The 21,510-nt window shown below is 67.6% G+C and carries 17 protein-coding genes; 2 read left to right on the forward strand and 15 right to left on the reverse strand.

All coding sequences use genetic code 11. The features are described 5' to 3' along the window. The first annotated feature begins 11 nt into the window (after positions 1 to 11). A complete protein-coding gene (gene tagH, locus AC3WQR_RS12840; RefSeq protein ID WP_492742287.1) occupies positions 12 to 1,910 on the forward strand; it encodes a type VI secretion system-associated FHA domain protein TagH in 1,899 nt (632 codons plus the stop codon). After that, positions 1,903 to 2,697 (forward strand): PP2C family protein-serine/threonine phosphatase, encoded by a 795-nt coding sequence (locus tag AC3WQR_RS12845; protein ID WP_492742288.1) that lies wholly within the window; start codon positions 1,903 to 1,905, stop codon positions 2,695 to 2,697. The genes tagH and AC3WQR_RS12845 overlap by 8 nt, the downstream gene beginning before the upstream one ends. 12 nt (positions 2,698 to 2,709) lie before the next feature. On the opposite strand, the gene AC3WQR_RS12850 is transcribed toward AC3WQR_RS12845, so the two are convergent. The 15 genes from AC3WQR_RS12850 to tssA form a co-directional block, all read right to left on the reverse strand. Next, positions 2,710 to 3,090 carry a DUF4150 domain-containing protein gene (locus AC3WQR_RS12850; protein WP_492687221.1) on the reverse strand — a complete coding sequence of 127 codons (381 nt, stop codon included), beginning with the start codon at positions 3,088 to 3,090 and terminating at the stop codon, positions 2,710 to 2,712. A 15-nt stretch (positions 3,091 to 3,105) separates the two neighbouring features. Further along, positions 3,106 to 3,750 carry a DUF3540 domain-containing protein gene (locus AC3WQR_RS12855; protein WP_492742289.1) on the reverse strand — a complete coding sequence of 215 codons (645 nt, stop codon included), beginning with the start codon at positions 3,748 to 3,750 and terminating at the stop codon, positions 3,106 to 3,108. A 53-nt stretch (positions 3,751 to 3,803) separates the two neighbouring features. Continuing rightward, positions 3,804 to 4,856 carry a pentapeptide repeat-containing protein gene (locus AC3WQR_RS12860; RefSeq protein WP_492742290.1) on the reverse strand — a complete coding sequence of 351 codons (1,053 nt, stop codon included), beginning with the start codon at positions 4,854 to 4,856 and terminating at the stop codon, positions 3,804 to 3,806. Then, positions 4,853 to 7,564, reverse strand: a complete 2,712-nt coding sequence (locus AC3WQR_RS12865) for a DUF2169 family type VI secretion system accessory protein (protein ID WP_492742291.1) — start codon at positions 7,562 to 7,564, stop codon at positions 4,853 to 4,855. The genes AC3WQR_RS12860 and AC3WQR_RS12865 overlap by 4 nt, the downstream gene beginning before the upstream one ends. Before the next feature lie 18 nt (positions 7,565 to 7,582). Beyond that, positions 7,583 to 8,014, reverse strand: a complete 432-nt coding sequence (locus AC3WQR_RS12870; RefSeq protein ID WP_492742292.1) for a hypothetical protein — start codon at positions 8,012 to 8,014, stop codon at positions 7,583 to 7,585. Between the two features lie 11 nt (positions 8,015 to 8,025). Beyond that, positions 8,026 to 10,395 (reverse strand): type VI secretion system Vgr family protein, encoded by a 2,370-nt coding sequence (locus AC3WQR_RS12875; protein WP_492742293.1) that lies wholly within the window; start codon positions 10,393 to 10,395, stop codon positions 8,026 to 8,028. Between the two features lie 17 nt (positions 10,396 to 10,412). Beyond that, positions 10,413 to 13,118, reverse strand: a complete 2,706-nt coding sequence (gene tssH / locus AC3WQR_RS12880; RefSeq protein WP_487848875.1) for a type VI secretion system ATPase TssH — start codon at positions 13,116 to 13,118, stop codon at positions 10,413 to 10,415. Continuing rightward, positions 13,115 to 14,275, reverse strand: coding sequence for a type VI secretion system baseplate subunit TssG (tssG, locus tag AC3WQR_RS12885; RefSeq protein WP_487848876.1), 1,161 nt, complete (start codon positions 14,273 to 14,275; stop codon positions 13,115 to 13,117). Before tssG ends, tssH begins: the two co-directional genes overlap by 4 nt. Then, positions 14,272 to 16,143: a type VI secretion system baseplate subunit TssF gene (gene tssF / locus AC3WQR_RS12890; protein ID WP_492742294.1), complete on the reverse strand. Its 1,872-nt coding sequence runs from the start codon at positions 16,141 to 16,143 to the stop codon at positions 14,272 to 14,274. The genes tssG and tssF overlap by 4 nt, the downstream gene beginning before the upstream one ends. Then, on the reverse strand, positions 16,143 to 16,688 hold the full coding sequence (gene tssE / locus AC3WQR_RS12895; protein WP_062473960.1) for a type VI secretion system baseplate subunit TssE: 546 nt from the start codon (positions 16,686 to 16,688) through the stop codon (positions 16,143 to 16,145). Before tssE ends, tssF begins: the two co-directional genes overlap by 1 nt. Then, positions 16,685 to 17,557 (reverse strand): type VI secretion system accessory protein TagJ, encoded by an 873-nt coding sequence (locus tag AC3WQR_RS12900; RefSeq protein WP_492742295.1) that lies wholly within the window; start codon positions 17,555 to 17,557, stop codon positions 16,685 to 16,687. The genes tssE and AC3WQR_RS12900 overlap by 4 nt, the downstream gene beginning before the upstream one ends. 140 nt (positions 17,558 to 17,697) lie before the next feature. Next, entirely contained in the window at positions 17,698 to 18,180 is a 483-nt protein-coding gene (locus AC3WQR_RS12905; RefSeq protein ID WP_062473964.1) for an Hcp family type VI secretion system effector, read from the reverse strand. 51 nt (positions 18,181 to 18,231) lie between these two features. Beyond that, entirely contained in the window at positions 18,232 to 19,740 is a 1,509-nt protein-coding gene (tssC, locus tag AC3WQR_RS12910) for a type VI secretion system contractile sheath large subunit (protein ID WP_056583649.1), read from the reverse strand. Continuing rightward, entirely contained in the window at positions 19,737 to 20,306 is a 570-nt protein-coding gene (gene tssB / locus AC3WQR_RS12915; RefSeq protein WP_062473966.1) for a type VI secretion system contractile sheath small subunit, read from the reverse strand. The genes tssC and tssB overlap by 4 nt, the downstream gene beginning before the upstream one ends. Before the next feature lie 85 nt (positions 20,307 to 20,391). After that, positions 20,392 to 21,477 carry a type VI secretion system protein TssA gene (gene tssA, locus AC3WQR_RS12920; RefSeq protein ID WP_492742296.1) on the reverse strand — a complete coding sequence of 362 codons (1,086 nt, stop codon included), beginning with the start codon at positions 21,475 to 21,477 and terminating at the stop codon, positions 20,392 to 20,394. Positions 21,478 to 21,510: the final 33 nt, after the last annotated feature.

The following is a 21,510-nucleotide window of genomic DNA, read 5'->3' on the forward strand; positions in this document are numbered from 1 at the left end:
ATGGAGATGCCATGCGCTGGACAGTGATTGAACACGGCGGCATGCCCGTGGCCTCGGGGCCCTCGGCACTGCTCGCCGCCCCGGGCGGCACCATCGGCCGCAGCCCCGACAACCACCTCGTGCTGCCCGACGAACACCGGCAGATCTCGCGCCTGCAGGCCACCGTGCGCTTCGATGACGACGGCGCCGCCGTGGTGCGCAACATGAGCGCGGTGCTGCCCATCAGCGTGAACGGACGCACGCTGCGCCACGAAGAAGAATCGCGCGTCGCGCTGGGCGACCGCGTGACCATCGGCAGCTACGTGCTCGAAGCCGCGAGTGCAACCCAGGCCCCACCGCCGGCGATTGCCGAGGCGCCCATCACCGAGCCGCTCACGGAGCCACCGGCCGCACCGATCACCGAGCCGTCGCTGTCGCAGTTGGTGTCTGCCCCGCCTGCGGCATCGAACCTCGCGTCGGCCCCGTCGATCAGCGCGCTGCTGCCCACTGCAGCACCGGCCTCCGATGTCTTCGCGGACCTGTTCGGCGAAGGCGCGCTGCCTCTTGGCGATGCACCGCCCGAGAAGACGGTCGCGATGCCGACCTTCGCGCCGGCACCGGTGAATGCGCCGGCACCGGTGAATGCGCCGGCCCCTGCGCCGCTACCTGCACCACCACCACCGTTGTCTTCCCCTGCGGCAGCGACCTCCACGACCACGCAGGTGTCCGCGCAGATGCCGTCCGCCGCCGACTGGGACGCCATCCTCGCGAACGCACCGCGCCGTGCCGACGATGCCGCGGCGACGCCCATGCCCGACCCGCTGGCGCACGAGCCCTTCGCCCTGCCCTCGCAGGCGCAGCGCAACCCCGTCGATCCGCTCGCCGGTCTGGACCCGCAGGCGACGCAGGGCCTGTCAGACCTCGCGCTCAAGCGCAGCATGGACCCGCTCTCCTTCTTCGCCGAAGACCGCGATGCGCCCTCGCCGCTGTCCGACCCGCGCCCCACGGCGCTGACGCAGGACAACCCGCTCGACGACGTGCACCCGGCCATGGATCTGATCGCACGGCCGCCGGCCGCGGCGTCGGGCCACAGCCTCGCGAACCATGCGCGCGAGATGACCTCGCAGTTCAATCCGCCGCAGCCGGTGGCGGTTGCGCCATCGGCCGCCGTGCCGGAGCCTGTTGAAGAGGAGCCCGTTGTTGTCGCAGCGCCGGAGATTCCGGTCGCGGTGGCGCAGCCCGCCGTGCTTGAGGAAGAAGCACCGCCAGCCTTGCCGGTCGCTGCAGTCCCTGCACCAGCGCCGACCTCGCCACGTTCACCCTCCTCCGGCGACGACCTGTTCAAGGCGTTCCTCGAAGGCGCCGGCGTGCCCGAGATCGCGGGCCAGCAGCCGCTCGATGCCGAGGCGATGCGCCACCTCGGCCGGCTGATGCGCGCCTTCACCGACGGCACCATCGAGCTGCTGTCGTCGCGCGCCATGCTCAAGCGCGAGGTGCGCGCCGAGATCACCATGATCGTGGACGAAGAGAACAACCCCTTCAAGATTTTGCCCAACGGCCGCGCCGTGCTGATGCAGATGTTCGGCGCGCGCATGCCCGGCTTTCTCACGCCCGAGGCCGCCGTGCACGATGCGCTGGGCGACCTGCAGTCGCACCAGCTCGGCATGGTGGCCGGCATGCGCGCCGCGCTGCTCACGCTGCTGCACCGCTTCGACCCGGGCGGTCTCGACAAGGCCACGCCGCACGACGGCGGGCTCGGCGAGAAGCTGCTGCCCGGCGGCCGCGAAGCGCGGCTGTGGCGCCAGCTGAAGCAGTTGCACGCCAGCACCACCGCCGCCGTCGAGGACGACTTCCAGGCCGTCTTCGGCCGCGCCTTCCAGCAGGCCTACGACCGCGAGATGGAACGCTTGAAGGAGGCGCGCCGTGCTTGAAGCCACCCACGCCTTCGCCGTGCCCATCTCGACCTCGCAGTTCTCGTGCGTGGGCGAACGCAGCGGCAACCAGGACGCCATCGGCTACCACCTGGACGAACGCAACGCCTGCTTCGTCGTGAGCGACGGCGTCGGCGGCCACGCGGGCGGCGAGCTGGCCTCGCGCATCGTGGTCGACACCGCGCTCAACACTTTTGTCGACCACCCGTCCGTCGCGGCCGAAGACATCCGCCATGCGGTGAAGGAAGCCAACGACGCCGTGCTCGCCAAGCAGCGCGAGCTGGCCGACCAGAACCGCATGAGCGCCACTATCGTCTCGCTGTTCGTCGACCGCGCCACCGGCGAGGCCTGCTGGGCCCACGTCGGCGACAGCCGCCTCTACTGGTTCCGCCGCGGCGCGCTGATGCAGCGCACCGAAGACCACAGCCTGTCGGAACGCTCAGGCGAAGCCGCCGCGGGCCAGGGCGCCAACGGCGGCGAGCGCCTGGTGAAGAGCAACCTGCTGTACCGCGCGCTCGGCGCGCGTGCGACGGCGGAGACCTCGGTGTCGACACCGCAGCGGCTGGCCGATGGCGATGCGTTCCTTCTGTGCACCGACGGGCTCTGGCAGCTGATCTCGCAGCAGGTGATGGAACGATCGCTGCAGCTGGCCGACAGCGCGGAAGAATGGCTCGCGCTGCTGCGCCGCGCGGCCGAGGCCAAGGCCGACAAGTCGCGCGACAACTACTCGGCGCTGGCGGTGTGGGTGGGGTCGCCGCAGCAGGTGACGCTGGCGGGGCCGGCCTGAATCGACGCGCCCTCAGGGCGCCAGCATCAGCACCTTGAACTGGCTCGGCACGACGCGCATGCCGACGATGTTGCAACGGTTCTGCACCGTGATGCTGGTGACCCGCGTGGCCGGCGTGCCCTTGAGAAGCACGGTGAACGCGCCTGTCACATGACGCGATTGCTGCATGAACGTCTGCGACACGACGCCGCCCAGTGCCCCGGGCTGATCCCCCAGGGTGATGGGCGTGGTCGTCGCCATGTTGTGTGCCGGCATCGCCATGAAGAGGATGTTCCAGGCATTCGGAACAGCCATCGGCCCCATGGCCATGTTCGGGTATGGAATGGGCACCGGCGACTTGCAGACGTCGGGGAATGCCATGTCCATTCCCATGAGCTGACAGTTGGCAAACATCTGGTAGCTCCTCTCTCAGCCCATGTGGATCTGAGCCGCGTCCACCTTCACCAGCTCCTGGCCGGTGACCACCGTGTGGTGGCCATGAATGCGCACCGTCTCGCTGGCCTTGTAGTCCAAGTGGCCCGCACGCACCTGGTCGACTTCATCCGTCAGGCGCAGCGTCTGACGCGCCATCTGCACGATGCGATCGGCCACGGTTTCGAATACCTTGCCGACCAGCCGGACGCTGCCGGCCGCGGCCTGCACGGAGCGCGTCACCAGCCGCAGTTCACCGATGTCGCACTCGCCCTCTTCGGTCTTGAGTACGAAGCGCTTGTCCGCGCGAAGGCTGAGCTCCGAGGCACTCGCGATGGTCACCTTGCCGTTGCCGGTCGACGCGAAGGTGACGTCGCCCGCCGCCTCGATGCAGCTTGACGACGTATCGGCCTGCTCGATCACGGCGATCAGGTAGGCCCGCGCGCTGTCGGGACCGGACACCAGCACGGTATCGCCGCAGGCCGGTTTGAGCAGGCAGCTCGCCGCGCGCCGGCAAACCCAGGCAGCACCCTGCTCGTCGTCGACGGTGACACGTCCATCCGGCAGCAATGCGGCGACCACCCCCTGGAAGTGAACCGGAGCCGTCAGCTTCGAGGCTTTGCGCAGTGAAACGACTGACATGAAGATCTCCTTGTTTCGATGAGTCAACAGTGGAACGGACAGGCTTGGCGGCATCAGCGCGGCGGATGGATCATCTCTTGCGCCTTGAACAGCTCCGGATCGTTTTCGATGATGCCGCCGCCTCCCGAGAAACGCGCATCCGCGCGCGCGGCCCGATGAAAGCGGGTGCGCTGAAAACGCGCATTGCGCAGATCCGCATGATGAAGTTCGGCATAGGAAAAATCGGCATCCTGCAGGTCCGCGTCGCGAAAACTGGCACCCCTGGCCTGCACGCGATGGAACACGCTCAGCGGCAGGCGCGAGCGGCTGAAATCGGCACCTTCGAGTTGGGCGTCGGCCCAGATCGACTGATCGAAGATGGCATCGCTGCAATTCGCTTCACGCAGATCGGCCTCCGGGAACATCGTCTGGGCAGCATCCACTGCGCTGAAGTTCGCCTTGGTCAGCGTGGCGCCCTTGAAGTTGCTCTGGGTCAGCACGGCGCCGCTGAAATCGACACCTGCCATCGCGCTGTCGGTGAACTGGCAGCGCAGGAAGCTGGTGTGCGCCAAGCGCTGGCCTTCGAGATTGCACTCCATCAGGATCGAGCCATCGCATTGGGTCTGGGTGAACGCCACCTTGCGCAGATCCATGCGATAGAACATCAGGTGCAGCAGCTTCGCGCCACGGCAATCGAGCTGGTCGACCCGTGATTCGGTGACGACGATCTGATCGCAAATGCCGGGCTTCAACACCGCATGCCCGAGCTCGCATCTGACAAAAGCCACGCGCTCCATTTGCGCCTTCGCGAAATCCGCGTGAGCCAGCGAAGATTCGAAGAAGTTGGTGTCCAGCATGAACGCGCGGCCGAGTTGCGCGGCCTCCAACCGGCACCGAAACACGCGCACGTCTTTCAAGCTGGCCGCCGACAGGTCGGCTTGATCGAAGTTGCATTGCGCCAGCGAACTGTCGTCGAGGCAGGCGCCATGCAGATTCGTCCCGCTCAGGTCGACGTGCTCCATCTGTGCCCCCGACAAGTCGACGCCGCTGAGGTCCTGACCCGCGAGACTCGCTCTGACCACCGGTTCGCCATGCCGAATCTTGTCCAGAAGTTCTTCGACTGTCATCGAACGGGTTCAGTCCTGCGTGCGGGCAAGGCCTTGGCGCCTTGGGTGTAGGCGCCGGTGAAGGTGGTCGAGCCGTCCATGGCGGCCTGCGACACGTCGGCGCGAAACAAATTGGCGTCCTGCAGGCTGGCAAAGCGCAGGTCGGCCTTGGAAAGATTGGCGTCGATGAGGTTGGCACCGCGCAACGAGGCTTCGCGCAAGTCCGCGCGAATGAACAGGCTCTCGCCGGCATGCAATCCCTCCAGCCGCGCGCGCCGCAGGTCGCACTCGGAGAAGTCACAGCCGTCAAGGCGTGCCTTCGCGAGGTCGGCGCCAACCAGTATGGCGCCGCGCAGGCCGCACTGCTTGAGTGAAGCGGCGCAGAACACGGCCTGCACCAGGCTGCAGCCATGGACGAAGGAACAGGTGACGAGGCTGGCCTCGGTGAAGTCGACCCCCTCCTGCGCATCGACGGTGACGAAAGCACAGGCGTTCAGCGCGGCGCGGACGAAGGATATCCCCTTGAAGCTGCACTCGATCCAGCTCACCTGCTTGAACGCGGCGTTGTCGAAAGCCATGTCTTCCAGTGCCAGCTTGACCATCGCCATCTGCTCCCAGTGCGAGCCGCGCGCATCGCAACGCACCCATTCGCTTTCGAACAGATCGGCTTGGTTGAACGCGGCCTTCGCCAGCACGCAGGAACGAAAAATGGTCTTGTTGCAACGCGTCTGCACGAAGCTCGCACCCGTGAAGTTCGCGCCTTCGCATTGCGCGCCACCCAGATTGGCCTCGTCCAGCCGCGCATCGGTGAGCGAAGCCCGGACCAGCCGCGCCCGCGCAAGCACCGCGCGCGTAAAGTTGCAGCCATCGAGCCGCGCGTCGCTGAAGTCGACGTCTTCGAGGTTCGCTTCCGTGAAGTCGGCACCGCGCAGATCCAGGCCCGAGAGGTTGGCGCCGACGAAGCTCATGCCTGCGAAACGACGCTCACCGCTGGCTGCGGCCTCAAGACGCCGACGCAGCCGCCTTGAGCGCAGGCTGCTGGCCGGCGGCGCCGGCTCGAGCAGGTGTGCGCCGTGGAGGTGCCCCATGCGCGCGCTGCGCCCGGCCTGCTCGCGCAGCCGTGCGCTTTCGGCGGCCTCGTCGGGTGTGAGGGGTGTTCGGCGCTCGCGCGCCGCGTCTTCCTCGAGGCGCGCGAGGTCACGCAGCAGGCGGTCCGGGTCGAATCGGCGCTGCACGGGCTTGCCGGTCCGCGCCGTGACCTCGGTCATGGCCTTGTCGATGCTCGCCTGGATCTCCCCCGACAGCTTGCGCGGATCCATCTGCGACAGCGGCGGGATATCGATATCGGGTTGGATGGCAGCGGGCATCCCCTGTGCGACGGCCTTGGCACGGTCCTCGGCGCCGCGGGCAAGGGCCGCCTGGCGCATCTGCTCGAGGGCTTGATCGGCCTTCTCGGCGAAGTCGGGCAGATCGTCCATGGAGGCAGGTGGCTGCAAATCCGGTTCGGACAGGGGCGGCAGATGCTGCTCGGGATCCAGGCCCTGCGCCAGCAGTCGGGCGCGCAGGCGTTCGTGCTCGCGCCGCCGGCCTGCGTGCAGGTTGCGCACCAGCGGAAGCGAGGCGATATCGGGCATCTGGTCGCCTGCCCATGGCCCCATGATCGCCTTGGGGACCAGGTCGCTGTCGCGCAGGACCAGCACCGCCTTGGCTGGATCGATGCGCTGCTGCAGCACCTGTTGGTAGTGGGCGAGCGGCCGCGGCTGATCGCGCAACTCGAGCGCGGGCATGATGTGCTTGACGTCGGCCGCGTCATCCTCGGCGATGGGCGATGCACCGTGCCAGACCAGGATGACGCGCTCGGCGTGCGGGAAAAACCAGGCCGTGCTCAGGCGCAGCGAAATTTCCGACAGCGCGCCACCGTCTTTCTGAAAGCTGGCGAAGCAGCGCGCCTGCCAATCGGGCAGCTGGCCGCGCATCACCGGCTGCCGAGGGTGCATGTTCCACAGTTCGTAGGCGGCGCCCGGCGGCAGTTCGCGATGGCCGGGCAGGCGTTGGTCGGCAGGTGCGGCATTGAAGTAGCGCCAGTCCATGTCCTCGGCGAAACCCGGGTAGTCGTGCTGCAGCCATTGCTGATCGTAGGCGCGCCCCATCAGCGCGAGCCGCTGCGGCCGATCGGGAGGTATGGCGCCGAAGCCCGCAGGCACGATGCGCCGCCCGGGTGTGTCCTGACGCGCGCCGGGCAACTCGACATGGGGAAGCCGGCGCGTATGGACGCCGTTGATCGTTTCATCGAAGCTGCCGATGCCTTCCGGATTGTCAGGCTCGCCCGGGCCGCCATAGGCATGTGCCCAATCCAGCCTCAGGCGTTCGAAAGGCTGGGCAGGCGTCGCGCGGCCATCAAGCCAGTAGCGATCACCACTCACCAGCACTGACTTGGCCTGACCCTGGAAGACGGCCTGGGCCGCGCACAGTGTCTTGTCGTTCTGATGCGCCGTGTACGCATAGCCGCTGACCAGCCACTCCGGCTCGATCTTGGGCACGCCCAGGTCCAGCACGTTGCCGGGCCCGATTTCGTCGGCCGCCAGCTTCCAGAGATCCTGGTCGGGCATCAGCAAGGGCTCGGGCGCCAGGCTGGCCATCGCGAAGACCGAGACGCCCAGCAGGTCTTGCCGCTGCCGTCGGAAGGGCCGCGTGAGGATGCTCAGGCGAAAAGGCTTGATGGTCTTCATGGGGGCAGCGGACCTGCTTCAGCGCATCGGCTGGTCGATGGCGATCTCGCGCGAGACCGGGTCGAAGCGCAGCTTCACGGAGCGCCCCGGTGCGAAGTCGGCGAGCTTCACCGGGCTGATCGGGGCGACCAGTTCGGTCTCGTAGGCAGGCAATGCGCCCTCAGGCTGTACCTGGAGCTTGAGCCGCACGAGGATATAGATGCGCTCGACCCGCATGCCCGTGTCATGGCTCTCGAGCACCATCGCTACGGCCGGCTGGCCCGTACGAAGCACTCGCTCGGCGCGATCCGTCCCCATCACGTGGCGGTTGACCACACTCTGCTGATGCATCACGCGAAACACATGGCGCTTGGCCAGCGTGATCAGCACGAATGCCAGCAGCGCGACGACAGCGATGGGGACAATCAGATGCCAGTACTTGGTGAACCACACAGCGAAAAGATCCAACACGCGCCCCAGGCTCAGAGATAGACGGTGATGCCTCTGGGGTTCACCTTGACTTGGGACAAGTCGACTTTGATCGCCTTGTTGTCCGCCGTGTACACCGTCTGGGTGGTGGTGAAGAGGCCGACCGCACCGCTGGCGGAATACACGTCGAATTTGTTGATGGCGCCCGTGAGCGAGTAGGCGTTGAACCCCAGGTTCAGGCCGGCAACGCTGGCCACCACCCCATTCACGAACACGGCAGCGCCATTGATGCTCACGTTGACCCCGTTGATCCCCATGTTGAAGCCCTTGAAGGCAATGCCCCAGTCCGTGAAGGTCACCTTCTTGGCCGACTTGTCCTCCACATGAGGTGCATCCAGGATGATCTTGGTCGGCGACTTGATCGTGATGTCTGCCTTGGTGCTTTCCAGGCGCATCGGGCCATCCGTTGTCGCTGTCAACGACGTGTCCGCATGCACCTTTTGCGCTCCCTTGACGAGATAGTCCTCGTCGCCCTTGACCGTCACCTTCTTCCCCTTGGTTTCTTCGGTATACAGACCGAGCACCGTGGTGTTCTGCGGGCCATCAATGTCTTCCTTGAGCGACGTACCGATGAGTCGCTCTTCCCCCTTGTCTACCGTGTCCTTGCGCTTGCCGGTGACATGGATGGTCTGATTCCCGATGACATCGATCTGCTGGTTGCCGCCATCCACCTTGATGAACTGGTCGCCTCCGTTGACGGTGATCTTCTGCGGCCCGCCCTTGTTGACCGTCAGGGTGTGCGGGCCGTTGACCGTCACATTGAGCGAGGTGTTGGTCGTGTAGGTGTCCGAGCCTTCAATCACCGTCACGCGCGTGCCGTCCACGGTGTGTGTTTCATTGTTCTCGACGTTGAGGCTGTAATCCTTCTGCGCGTGCATCTTGATCGACTCGTTGCTGGGGTCGTCGTCGATCATGAAGTGATTGGCCAGCTCGCCATCGCCCTTGATCGTGCGGCTGATGAACCCGCTGACCGTCGCCTTCGCCGGCAATTCCAGCGGCGGCATCTGGTCCGCGTTGTAGACGCGCCCGATGATGATCGGCCGGTCGGGGCAGCCGGCAATGAAATCGACGATGACCTCCTGCCCCACGCGCGGATGGTTCACAGCGCCGAAGTTGGAGCCCGCCCAGGCGCTGGACACGCGCACCCAGCACGAGCTGTCTTCGTTGCGCTGGCCGTAGCGGTCCCAGCGGAACTGCACCTTCACGCGGCCGTACTTGTCGATCCAGATGTCTTCGCCGGGCGGGCCGACCACGGTGGCGGTCTGCGGGCCCTGGGTGCTCGGCACGCGCGTGATGCGGTGCGCGCGGAAGGGGAACGAGGTGGGCTGCACGCCGAAGTGAAAGCTGTACTCGCCCGGCATGCCGCCGCTGGCATAGCCGCCTTCGCGCAGGCTGTACATCACCGAGACGACGAGGTACTCGCGGTTGTCCTCGTTGCGCGGTGCGTTCTGCATGGTGAAGCGGTAGCCTGGAGCCATGCCGCGCACGTTGGTGTGGCCGGTGTCGACCTCGGCCTGGGCCTGCGCTTCCTCGAGGCGGATGCGCGCGTAGTGCTCGCCCTGCCCCGCATCGCTGTAGCCGCCCATCCACTCGTACATCTCGTAGCGGCCGTGGTCGTTGCCGCGCGGCTGGCTGCGCGTGTTGAGCAGGTCGGCCCGGGGCTTCTTGAAGTCGAAGTCGTCGACCACGTAGGTGCCGGGACGGATCTCCTCGGTGACTTCCCACTGGTCGATCACTTCGCGGCCGGGGTCGGTGGCGCGGTCGCTCGCGAGGTAGCCGATCTTCGAATAGCCGGGCAGCGTCTCGTGCGCGCTCATGTCGTCGGCGAGTACCAGCGTGTGCTGGTTCCTGTCGTGCTTGAAGTAGTAGTAGATGCCCTCGTGCTCCATGAGGCGGCTCACGAAGGCGAAGTCGGTCTCCTGGTACTGCACGCAGTACTCCCACTGGCGGTACGAGGCGCTGAGCTTCTTCTCGAAGGCGAAGCCGTACTCGCCCAGCACGTCTTCGAGGATCTCGACCACCGACTTGTTCTGGAAGATCTTGCAGTCGCTGGTGCGCGTGAGGTACCAGAGCCACGGCCGCACCGAAGCGCGGTACACGGTGTAGCGCGAGGAGCCGCCCTCGCGCCCGATCATGGTGAAGCGCGTGATCTGGCCGTTGAGGTAGCGCGGCGTGCCGCTCAGCGTTTGTATCTCCAGCGCGAGCGGCTTGCCGAGCAGGCCCTTCATGTCGACCGAGGTGTTCGGGCTCAGCAGGTCGACCTCGAACTCGAACAGCTGCGACAGCCCTTCGCTGCCGTGCATCGAGCGGAACAGCAGCTGTTCTTCTCCGAGCGGGGTGTGGGCTTTGACGACTCTGTCCATGCGGCTCTCCCTTGTGTCTACGCGGGGCGTTCTGAAAATTCGTACTGGAAGTCGTCGCCCGCTGCGCCCAGCTGCACGCCGGCGAGCTTGCGCGCACTGACGGTGGCGCCGATGACTTCCTCGCTCAGCCGGGGCAGGATGGTGTGCGTGAGGATCGCATCGATCATCCGGCCACCCGACTCTATGGCCGTGCAGCGGCGTGCGACAAGCGCGACGGCGCTGTCGTTGTAAGCCAATGCAATGCCGTGGTTGGCCTGCAGGCGCGCCGCGATGCGGTCCAGCTGCAGGCGAATGATCCGGTGCAGCGCATCGGCCTGCAGCGGGTAGTAAGGCACGACGACCAGGCGCCCGAGCAGCGCGGGCGCGAACACCTTCAGCAGCGGCTCGCGCAACGCGGCCGCCAGCGGCTCGGGGTCGGGACGCAACGTCGGGTCTTCGCACAGCTGCATGACGAGGTCGGTGCCGACGTTCGACGTCATGATGATCACGGTGTTGCGAAAGTCGATGTGGCGGCCTTCGCCGTCTTCCATCCAGCCCTTGTCGAAGACCTGGAAGAAGATCTCGTGCACGTCGGGGTGCGCCTTCTCGATCTCGTCGAGCAGCACCACGCTGTAGGGCCGGCGGCGCACGGCTTCGGTGAGCACGCCGCCTTCGCCATAGCCCACGTAGCCGGGCGGTGCGCCCTTGAGCGTGGAGACGGTGTGCGACTCCTGGAACTCGCTCATGTTGATGGTGACGAGGTTCTGCTCGCCGCCGTACAGCGCCTCCGACAGCGCGAGCGCGGTCTCGGTCTTGCCCACGCCCGAAGGGCCGCACAGCAGGAACACGCCGACGGGCTTGTTGGGGTTGTCCAGCCGCGCACGCGCGGTGCGGATGCGCCGCGAGATGGTCTCCAGCGCATCGGGCTGCGCGACCACGCGGGCCGACAGGATCTCGCCCAGGCGCAGCACCGACTGCGCGTCGTCGCGCACCATGCGGCCGATGGGAATGCCGGTCCAGTCGGCGACCACCGTGGCGACGGCCTGCGCATCGACGGCCGCGAGGATGAGCGGTGTCTCGCCTTGCAGCTTCACGAGCTGGTCTTGCGCTTCGTTGAGTTCGGCGCGGATGGCTTTGGGTGTTCGCTCGGGCTCGGCCGGCGCTTCCTCTTCGCGGTCATCTTCCGCTTCAGATTGCACCGGCACCGCCGCAGGCGACAGCAGCTTGCGCAGCGCGACGATGCGCTCGACCAGCGCCGCCTCTTCCACGCGACGCTGCTCCAGCAGTTCGAGCTCGGCCTGCGCGGCAGCCACCTGCGCCGCGATGTCTTCCACGCGCTGGTGCTCGCCGACCCCGATCGCCGCCTCGCGCCCCGCGATGCCGGACTCGATGCCCAGCACCTCGATGCGCCGCTTCAAATCTTCGAGCGCTGCAGGCAGCGCATGCTGGCTCAGCGCCACGCGCGCGCACGCGGTGTCGAGCAGGCTCACGGCCTTGTCGGGCAACTGGCGCGCGGGAATGTAGCGGTGCGACAGGCTCACGGCCGCTTCGAGCGCGGCGTCGAGGATGAGCACGCCGTGGTGTTTTTCCAGCTCGGCCGAGATGCCGCGCAGCATGACCACGGCCTTGGGCTCGGTGGGCTCATGCACCTGGATGGTCTGGAAGCGCCGCGTGAGCGCCGGGTCTTTCTCGATGTACTTCTTGTACTCCGACCACGTCGTGGCACCGATGGTGCGCAGCCGGCCGCGCGCGAGCGCGGGCTTGAGCAGGTTGGCCGCATCGCCAGTGCCGGCGGTGCCGCCCGCACCGACCAGCGTGTGCACTTCGTCGACGAACAGCACGATGGGCTTGGGGCTTTTCTCGACCTCGTCGATCACCTGGCGCAGCCGCTGTTCGAACTCGCCCTTCACGCCCGCGCCGGCCTGCAGCAGCGTGGGGTCGAGCACCCACAGCGACACGTCCTTCAGCGAAGGCGGCACGTCGCCGGCCGCGAGGCGCGAGGCCAAGCCTTCGACCACGGCCGTCTTGCCGACGCCGGCCTCGCCGGTGAGCAGCGGGTTGTTCTGGCGCCGGCGCATGAGGATGTCGACGATCTGGCGGATCTCGTCGTCGCGGCCGTACACGGGGTCGAGCTCGCCCGCGCGCGCCTTGGCCGTGAGGTCGCTCGCGTACTTGGCCAGGGCCGAGCCGCCGACTGCGGGCGCATCGCCCTGGTGCTGCGCCACCGGTGCGCCACCGCCCGCGTCCGACGCGGCGTCGTAGTCGTCTTCCGGCGAGCCTTCGGTCCACGCCGCAAGCTGCGCGACCAGCACGTCGGGCACGAGCTTGTCGAACTCGCGCGAGATGCCCGAGAGCACCTGGCGCAGGCCCGGCGTCTTCACGATGCCCGCGAGCAGGTAGGCGCCGCGGATCGACGTCGCCTCGAAGCGAAGGCTGGCATAGACCCACGCACGCTCCACCGCATGGTCGACGTGCTCGGAGATGTCGCTGATCGACGTGGCGCCATGCGGCAGGCGGTCGAGCGCACGCACGAGGTCCTGCTCGACCGCATCGAGGTTGAGCCCGGCGCGCTTGATGATGCGCAGCAGGTCGCTGTCCTGCAGCTGCAGGATCTGGTGCAGCCAGTGCACGAGCTCCACGTAGGCATTGCCGCGCAGCTTGGCGAAGGCGGTGGCGGTTTCCAATGCCTTGTAGAGCATCGGGTTCAGTTTCGAGAACAGAGAGACGCGGCGGATGTCGGTCATGAGGAAGCCGGTGCGTTGCGGGAAAAGAGCGCCTCGGGCTGGAACACCATGTCGCCGGCGTCGGTGTCGGACAGGCGGGTGCCGAGCCAGCTGCCCCAGCCCAGGCGCTGGTCGCTGCTCAGCCGCATGCCGCGCGCCTCGGGCTTGCTGAGCACCAGCCGCAGCTCCCAGGCGAATTCGATGCCGACGTACTGGCGCACCCAGTCGACCACCTGCTGCAGCCGCGGGCTGCCGGGCAGGAACTCGCGGAACTGCTGCTGCGACAGCGGGCCGAGTTCGAGCCTGAACTTGCCCTGCGCATCGCGCACCGCCAGGCCGATGGTGGCGCCGCTGCCCAGCCGGTGGTTGCGCCCGAGCAGGCCGATGCGGCTGACCTGGCGCTCGTCGATGTGCACCCAGTCGCTCACGAACTCGACCACGCGCACGGGCACGTCGAAGTACAGGCGAAGAATCTGAATCAGCCCTTCGGGGTTGCGCGTCTGGCGCACCAGGTGCCCCGCCATGTGGGTGCGCGCATGGTCGGCGATGCGATCGCGCGCCTTCAGGCCGGGCTGCCCCATGTTCATGAGGCTGGCCACGTAGTCGACAAAGCGGTGGCCGTCGGTGCGGTCCAGGCTGTTGACCGATTGCGCGTCGGCCCAGGCGCGGTAGAACAGCAGGATCAGCCGGTGATGGAACAGGTCGGCGAATGCGCTGAGCGTGTTGTCGGCATGGTGGCGCTTGCGCTCGCGCGCGTACTCGGTCAGGTGCAGCGGCAGCGGGCCGTTGGGGCCGAACAGGCCGAAGCCGTAGATCGAGATGCGCGGCGCGCCGTCTTGGTCGACCTCGACGCCCGACACGTTCGACGGCGCGAAGGCCATCGAGGGTTCCTGCCCCAGCCGCAGCGGCTCGTCGCGCGGGCGCGGCGCGCGGCCCAGCAGCGGGTGATCGCCCTGCGCGTCGAGCCGGCGCAGCAGCATGAACAGGTCGTGCTCGAAGGGCTGCTCGACGAGCCGGGCCCACAGCGCGGGGTCGGCCTCGGGCACGCCGCGACGCGGCGGGGCTTTCGCCTTCGCTTGCGCCGGGCTTCGCGCCTCGACGGCCGCTTCTTCGCGCGCCTCGGCCTCTGCCGGCAGCATCTGCAGCATGGCGTCGTCGGTGAGGCCGGTCGTGCTCATACGGTCGGGCGGCGTCCCACGCGCGGGGTCCAGCGCGCAATTTCGCCGCGCTGCAGGCTGGACAGCGCGAACTCGGTGAAGGCGTTGAGCGACACGTGCCGGCTGAAGAACTGCTCCAGCACGGCGCCGAACAGGTACGGGCTCGTGCCCGAGAAGGCGACCTCGTCGATCTGCAGCGCGATCTCCACGCCGCGCCCGAACACGATCGGCCCCGGCTCGGGCAGGCGACGGAACACGGGCGCCAGCGCCATCGAGCGCACGCCCTGGATCTGCCGGCGCACGGCCGGGTCGGCGAGGTTGCCGTACAGGTCGAGCATCTCGCGCAGCGCGGCGGCGCCCTGCGTGGCATCGACGTCGGTCAGGCTCAGGTAGTTCAGGCCCAGGTGGCTGATGAGGCGCCAGGTGAGCGCGCCTTCGGCCAGCGCCGGGTACGGCCGCGACGGCCCGCGCAGGATGCGCACGCCGCGCACCGGTGCCGACACGCGCAGCGTGAAGTCCGATTCGAGCCCGGTGGGCAGCAGCAACGGCAGGTCGCGGTTGGTGCACAGCGCGTCGATGGTGATGTGGCGCAGGCTGTGCGGAAACGGTGCGTCGTGCTGGTCGACCAGTGACACGTACACCTCGCTGCCGGTGTAGCTGGTGCGCGTGCCCTGCGCGCGTGCGCGGTCGGACACCAGGCGCGGCTCGCGGCGCAGCGAGAAGTAGGCGCCGAAGTCGCCGTCGTCGGACGCGAACGAGCCCAGGAAGGGCCGGAACTCGCGCTCTTCGGAGCCATTGGCCATGTGGCCCGTGACGCGCTCGACGGTGAAGATCTCGAAGTCGCGCGGGCGCGTGCGGTCGATCACCGCATGGTGCTCGTGCTGGCCCGGCCCGACCGGGATGCGGTCGCTGCGGCGCGGCACGAGGTTGATGATGGGCGTGCAGAACAGCGAGAAGTGCCTGGCATCGACCAGCCGCTCCAGGTCGGCGTCTGCGCGGTCGAGCAGGATCACGATCTCCATCGTGGTGCCGCCGATGGCCGAGGCCGCTGCGCGCAGGTGCTTCACGCTGAAGAACAGGTAGCGCTCGGGAAAGGCGAAGTACTCGTGCAGCAGGCGGTAGCCCTGGAACGAGCGCGCGTCGTAGGGCAGCAGCGACTGCTCGGGGTCGAAGCCCTCGTGGCGGATCGCCTCGTCGCCCAGCGGCACGATGCGCGCCGTGCTGCCGGGGCCGGCGCGGCACACGGTGGCCACGCTGTGGTGAGCGACCAGTTCGAGCACGCGCAGCGCGTGCAGCTCCGCGCCCGAGAGAAAGAACTCGAGCCGATCGAGCGGCATCTCCGAAAAGCGCGCGCCGCCCACGGCCTCGAGCTTGATGGTGATCGCGCTCTTGGCCTGGCGCGCCGCCATCGGCAGCGCATGCGCGATCTCGGCCGGCACCGGGCCGAGGCTGGCCTCGGAAATCTTGATCGGCCACAGCGTGACGGCATGGCCCGTGCGGAACTCGCAGGCCGTCTGCTCGCCCTTGATCATGCGGCCGCGCAACAGCGTGTGGCGCGGCAGCTCGTAGCCCGCCTTCAGCGAGCCTTCGTTGAGGTTGCCGTCGATCTGCACCACGGCCATGGCGGGCAGCGGCGCGAGGAAGTTGGGGTACACCACCTCGAGCAGACGCTGCGAGAAGCGCGGAAACTCCGCATCCATCTTGAGCTGGATGCGCGCCGTGAGAAAGCTGAAGCCTTCGAGCAGGCGCTCCACGTACGGGTCGCTGACCTCGATGCCGCGCATGCCCAGGCGACCCGCGATCTTGGGGTAGCGCTGCGCGAACTCGGCCCCGAGCTCGTGCATGTAGGTGAGTTCGCGGTTGTAGTAGTCGAGGAGCTTGGCGTCCATCACAGCCCTCCCGTCGGCCGCAGCACCATGTGCCCGCTCTCGAGGTCGAGCTCCGAACGCAGGATGAATTCGATCGGGTACGGCACCGACCACAGCGTGCCGCGGATCTCCAGCGCGAGCAGGTTGTGGTGCTCCAGGTCGGTCGCATCGGTCACGCAGCGCACGTCGATGCTGTCCTTCATGATGCGCGGCTCGAAGTCGATGATGGCCGCGCGGATGGCCGCCTCCACGTCGGCGAAGTCGACCTCCGACATGCGCCCGCCGGCCCAGCCGCGCACGCCGTAGTTCACCACCGAGCCGCGGGCGCGCGGCATGCCGTTGATGCGGTGGTCGGCACCGAAGTTGGTGGTGTTGAGCAGCCACTGCAGGTCGCGCAGCACCGAGTCGCGCAGCAGCTTGCCGCTCATGAGGAAGGCGCCCGCGCGCTCCTGGCCGTTCTGCGGCGCCTTGTCGGTGAGGCGGTCGAGCAGCACCGGTTGCAGGCGGTCGCGCGCGACGCTTTCCTGGGCGTCGCCGTCGATGTCGGTGGTGACGGCGGGGGTCATGCGGGCGCGCCTTCCGTCGCTGCGGCGAACTCGATGCGCCGCAGGTCGAGCAGCGAGTGGTCGCCGGCCTCGCTGATCAGCGTGCGCTGGCCGATGCCCGCGAACTGGTCGTCGCCCGCGAGCGGCTGCCAGTCGGTGCGGCGGCCCAGCGCGGTCTCGTCGTCCAGGCTGTCGAGCGCGCCCGGGTAGCGCACGGGCACGAGGCCGTTGAGGCCGCGCCCGTCGTGCAGCTCGATCTCGGCCGGCGCCCACAGCAGGTCGACCAGGTGCTGCGGACGCGAGAACTTGATGCGGCGCACCGCCGGCAGCGGCAGCCACGCATAGCCCGAGGGCGTGAACAGTTCGAGCACGGCGCCGATGCGCGCGTCGCCGTCGCACAGCCAGGCGAAGTCGCTGTGCGCCGCGGGCTCGCCGTCGAGCGCCTGCACGGCCCGCGCATCGGAGCGGTCGACGGTGGTCAGCGTGCCCTGCAGCGCCGGCGCCGCGTCGCGCGCGGCCTCGCGCAGCGCGGCGGCCTCGTCGGCACGTTCGGCGGGCAACACGGCGGCACCGAGCAGTTGCTCGACCCAGTCGGCATTGCCCGAGACGATGGCCGGCGTGCGTCCGCCGCCGGCCCAGAAGTCGGAGCGCTCGCGCTCGCCTCGCAGGGCCATCGCGCAGGTGACGCTGGCCGGCGTGAACGTGGGGTCGAGCTTGGTGGCGAGCTTGAGCTGGTCTTCGGCCCGCTGCCATTCGCCGCGCAGCGCGAGGAAGTGGCACAGGGCAAGGCGCAGGCCGGCGTTCTGGGGACTGGCGCGGATCTGCCGCTGTACCCATTCGGTGTGCTCGGCCACGGAGCGCTCGCCCAGCACTGCAAACCCATCGCCCATGAAACTTCCCCGTTGACTGGCTGAAAGGTGAAAGGCGGCGCGCCGCGAAGGGGCGCCGCAGGAGACAGACAAACGGCTGTGGACCGCCGGCGGGGGCTGCATGGCCCTGAAGGCCACGGCCCCGCCGCGCAACAAGGAAATCAGGCTTCCTTGTTTTCCTTGATGTTCCAGCCCAGCACCGTCTCGGCGCCCTTGCCGCCCTTGTCGGTCTGTTCCCAGTACTGCTGTTTCACCTTCGCGGCCTGGAAGGCGTACTGCACGAGCACCGCGTCGCCGCCCTGCTCGGCCGTGTACTGCACCGAGGTGACGAGCACCTCTTCGAGCGTGACGCGCGTGTATTCGATCTGCGAGCCGCCGGCCTTGCACACGGCCACTTCGACCTTGCTCAGGTGCTTGCCGCTCGCGCAGTTCTTCAGCACCGAAGGCGCCGCCTTGTCGATGCGCGCGAGCACCTGCAGGTCGTTGAAGCTGGCCTTGCCCACGCCGCCGCCACCGCCGCTGACCATGTTGCCAGGCTGCGTCGCTCCCCATGCAAACGACTTGATGTCGGTCCAGTCCTTGTGGTTGGAGTCCTTGGACTCGCCGTTTGCACCCTCGACGCGCATGAACATGTCTACTGCCATGATTGACCCCCAAAAGTTATCGATGAATTGCCCGGTAGCGGGACAGTGGAATTAGCTGCTGTCCTTCTTGTTGGACGGCAGCTTCGAAACCAGCCGCAACGACACCGTCAGCCCCTCGAGCTGGTAGTGCGGCCGGAGAAAAAACTTGGCGGCGTAGTAGCCGGGGTTGTCCTCGATGGCTTCCACCTGGACCTCGGCCGCCGCCAGCGGCTTCATCGCCTTCGTGTCCTGCGACGAGGTGCCGGGGCTGCCGTCGACGTAGTTCATGATCCAGTCGTTGAGCCAGCGCTCCATGTCCTCGCGCTCGCGGAACGAGCCGATCTTGTCGCGCACGATGCACTTCAGGTAGTGCGCGAAGCGGCAGCACGCAAACAGGTACGGCAGGCGCGCCGCCAGGTTGGCGTTGGCCGTGGCATCGGCGTCGTAGTACTCGGCCGGCTGCTGCAGCGACTGCGCGCCGATGAAGGCCGCGAAGTCGGAGTTCTTGCGGTGCACCAGCGGCATGAAGCCGTTCTTGGCGAGCTCGGCCTCGCGCCGGTCGCTGATGGCGATCTCGGTCGGGCACTTCATGTCCACGCCGCCGTCGTCGGTGGGGAAGGTGTGGGTGGGCAGGTTCTCGACCGCGCCGCCCGACTCCACGCCGCGGATCGAGGTGCACCAGCCGAACTGCTTGAACGAGCGGTTGATGTTCACGCCCATCGCATAGGCCGAGTTGGCCCAGGTGTAGCGCGTGTGCAGCGCCGAATCGGTTTCTTCCTCGAACTCGAACTCGTCGACCGGGTTGGTGCGCGCACCGTAGGGCAGGCGCGCCAGGAAGCGCGGCATGGCCAGTCCGATGTAGCGCGCGTCTTCCGAATCGCGCAGCGAGCGCCACGCGGTGTGCTCGGTGTTCTGGAAGATCTTGGTGAGGTCGCGCGGGTTCGACAGCTCCTGCCACGAGTCCATCTGCATCACGGTGGGCGAGGCGCCGGCGATGAAGGGGCAGTGCGCGGCGGCGGCGATCTTGGCCATCTCGCCGAGCATCTCGACGTCGGGCGGGCTGTGGTCGAAGTGGAAGTCGCCGATCAGCGCACCGAAGGGCTCGCCGCCGAACTGGCCGTACTCGGCCTCGTAGATCTTCTTGAACATCGGGCTCTGGTCCCATCCGATGCCCTTGTGGCGCTTGAGCGAGCGCGCCACTTCGCGCTTCGACGCGCACATGACGCGGATCTTCAGCTGCTCATCGGTCTCGGTGTTGTTCACGAGGTAGTGCAGGCCGCGCCATGCACCTTCGAGCTGCTGGAAGTCTTCGTGGTGCAGGATCTGGTTGATCTGCTCCGACAGCTTGCGGTCGATCTCCGTGATGATGGCCTGCACGCTGCGGTAGGCGTCGTTCGAGATGGTGACGGTGTTCTCGAGCGCCTGCACGGCCAGCGTCTTGACGGCGTTCTCCACCGCCTCGCGCGCCTGCTCGGTCTTGGGCTTGAACTCGCGCTGCAGGAGGTCGGAGAACTCGTTGGGCTCGAGCGCTTCGACGGTGGCGGTGCGGGCGCGTGCGCCTTGCTGGGATGCGGTGCTCATGGTGCGGTCCTGTCGTCGGCTTGCTTGGCTGCTGCGGCATCGGCGGCCGCCTGCGCGACCGCGGGGTTGGGCGCGGACGCCAGCGACTTGAGCAGCGCCGGGTTCTGCAGCGCCTGCGCGATGAGTTGCTCGGCGCCGTTCTTGCCGTCCATGTACGAGAGCAGGTTCGACAGCTCGGTGCGCGCCTCGAGCAGCTGCTGCAGCGCATCGACCTGGCGCGCGATGCGCGCGGGCGAGAAGTCGTCCATGCTGTCGAAGGTGATGTCCACGTTCATCTGGCCTTCGCCGGTGAGCGTGTTGGGCACCTGGAACGCGACGCGCGGCTTGATCGACTTCATGCGCTCGTCGAAGTTGTCGATGTCCACCGCCATGAACTCGCGCTCCGCGAGGTCGGGCATGGGGTCGGTCTGCTTGCCCGCGAGGTCGGCGATGACGCCCATCACGAAAGGCAGCTGGATCTTGCGTTCGCTGCCGTAGATCTCGACGTCGTATTCGATCTGCACACGCGGCGCCCGGTTGCGCGCGATGAACTTCTGACCACTGTTCCTGACACGGTTGTCTGCCATAAGCGTCCTCTTGAAACTGAATGCATGGGTCGTACCGGTCGACCGGTGCCGGCGCGTTGTTCCTGCTCGCCGGCAGCAACGGCCGCTAGGGCAATGCGGCGTCGCCGTTCAACGGGCGGCCGGCAAGGCTTTCTATCTTTTGCAATCCCTCGGGCACGAGCTCTTCGATGATCTGGAAGAAGTTGAGGTCCATCAGCCGCTGGGCCCTGCGGATCAGCATGGGCGCCGGATGGCTCGGTTCCGTTCGTTCCAGGAACTCGCATGCTTTTTCCAACAACACTTGCACATCTTCACGAGCCGATATTTCAATCTCTTGAATACGCAGCGGACGCACTGCAGCCTGCGTGGCCGCTGCAACGTGCGCTGCGGGTGCGTGCACCTGCGACGCACCGCTTGTGTCTTCTGCACCGCCCACTGCCGACGCCTGCGGCACTTCGCTGTGCGGCTGCTCCGGCAGCAACTGGCCCACGGTGCGCAGCGACCGTTCGAGCCGAGAAAAATCGGGCGCCCAGCTCTGGCCCAGCGCGCGCTCGCAGGTCTCTCGGATGCGCTGCAGGAGTGCCAAAGCCTCACGCAGGGCCACGACCGGCGCCGCGGCCTTGTCGTGTGCGCGGCGTGCGGCCTCGCGCAGGCGGCCCACGCCGCCGGGGTAGTCCACCTGGTCGCTCTTGCTCGAATCGAGCAGCGCCTCGACCTGTCGCAGGCTCATCGCCGTGCCACCGTCTTCGAGCAGCCGCGCATCGCGCACGCTGCGTCCGAGCCCTTCGGCTTCGGCCAGTGCGGCCAGCGCATTCATGCGCGGCAGCGGGTCTTCGTTCGTGCCATCGACGACGCGCGGATGCACGTCGTTCCAGAAAGCCTGCAGCACCGCATCGACCTGGCGCAGCCCGTCGACATAGCCGGGCAGGCCGCGGCTTTCGGTCCATGCGAGCGTGAGCGGCACCAGCACGCGCAGGTCGCGCGTGCGCACGCACAGCTGTCGTGCGATGCGGTCTACGCGCGCCCAGTCGGGCGGCTCGGCGGGGATGATGGTGTCGCCGAACTGCTGCTCGCGCTTGCCCGTGGCCGCCTGTTGGAGCGCCATGAAATCGGCGTCGTATTCCAGATCTTCACCACAGGGAAGCGGGCCCTCGACGGGCGTCTGCAACAGATCGATCTCATTCGGCAGCAACCACGACTCCCTTGATTTATCCACTCGCGATGG

Source organism: Variovorax sp. FW305-3-2-15-B-LB1, from assembly GCF_058787635.1.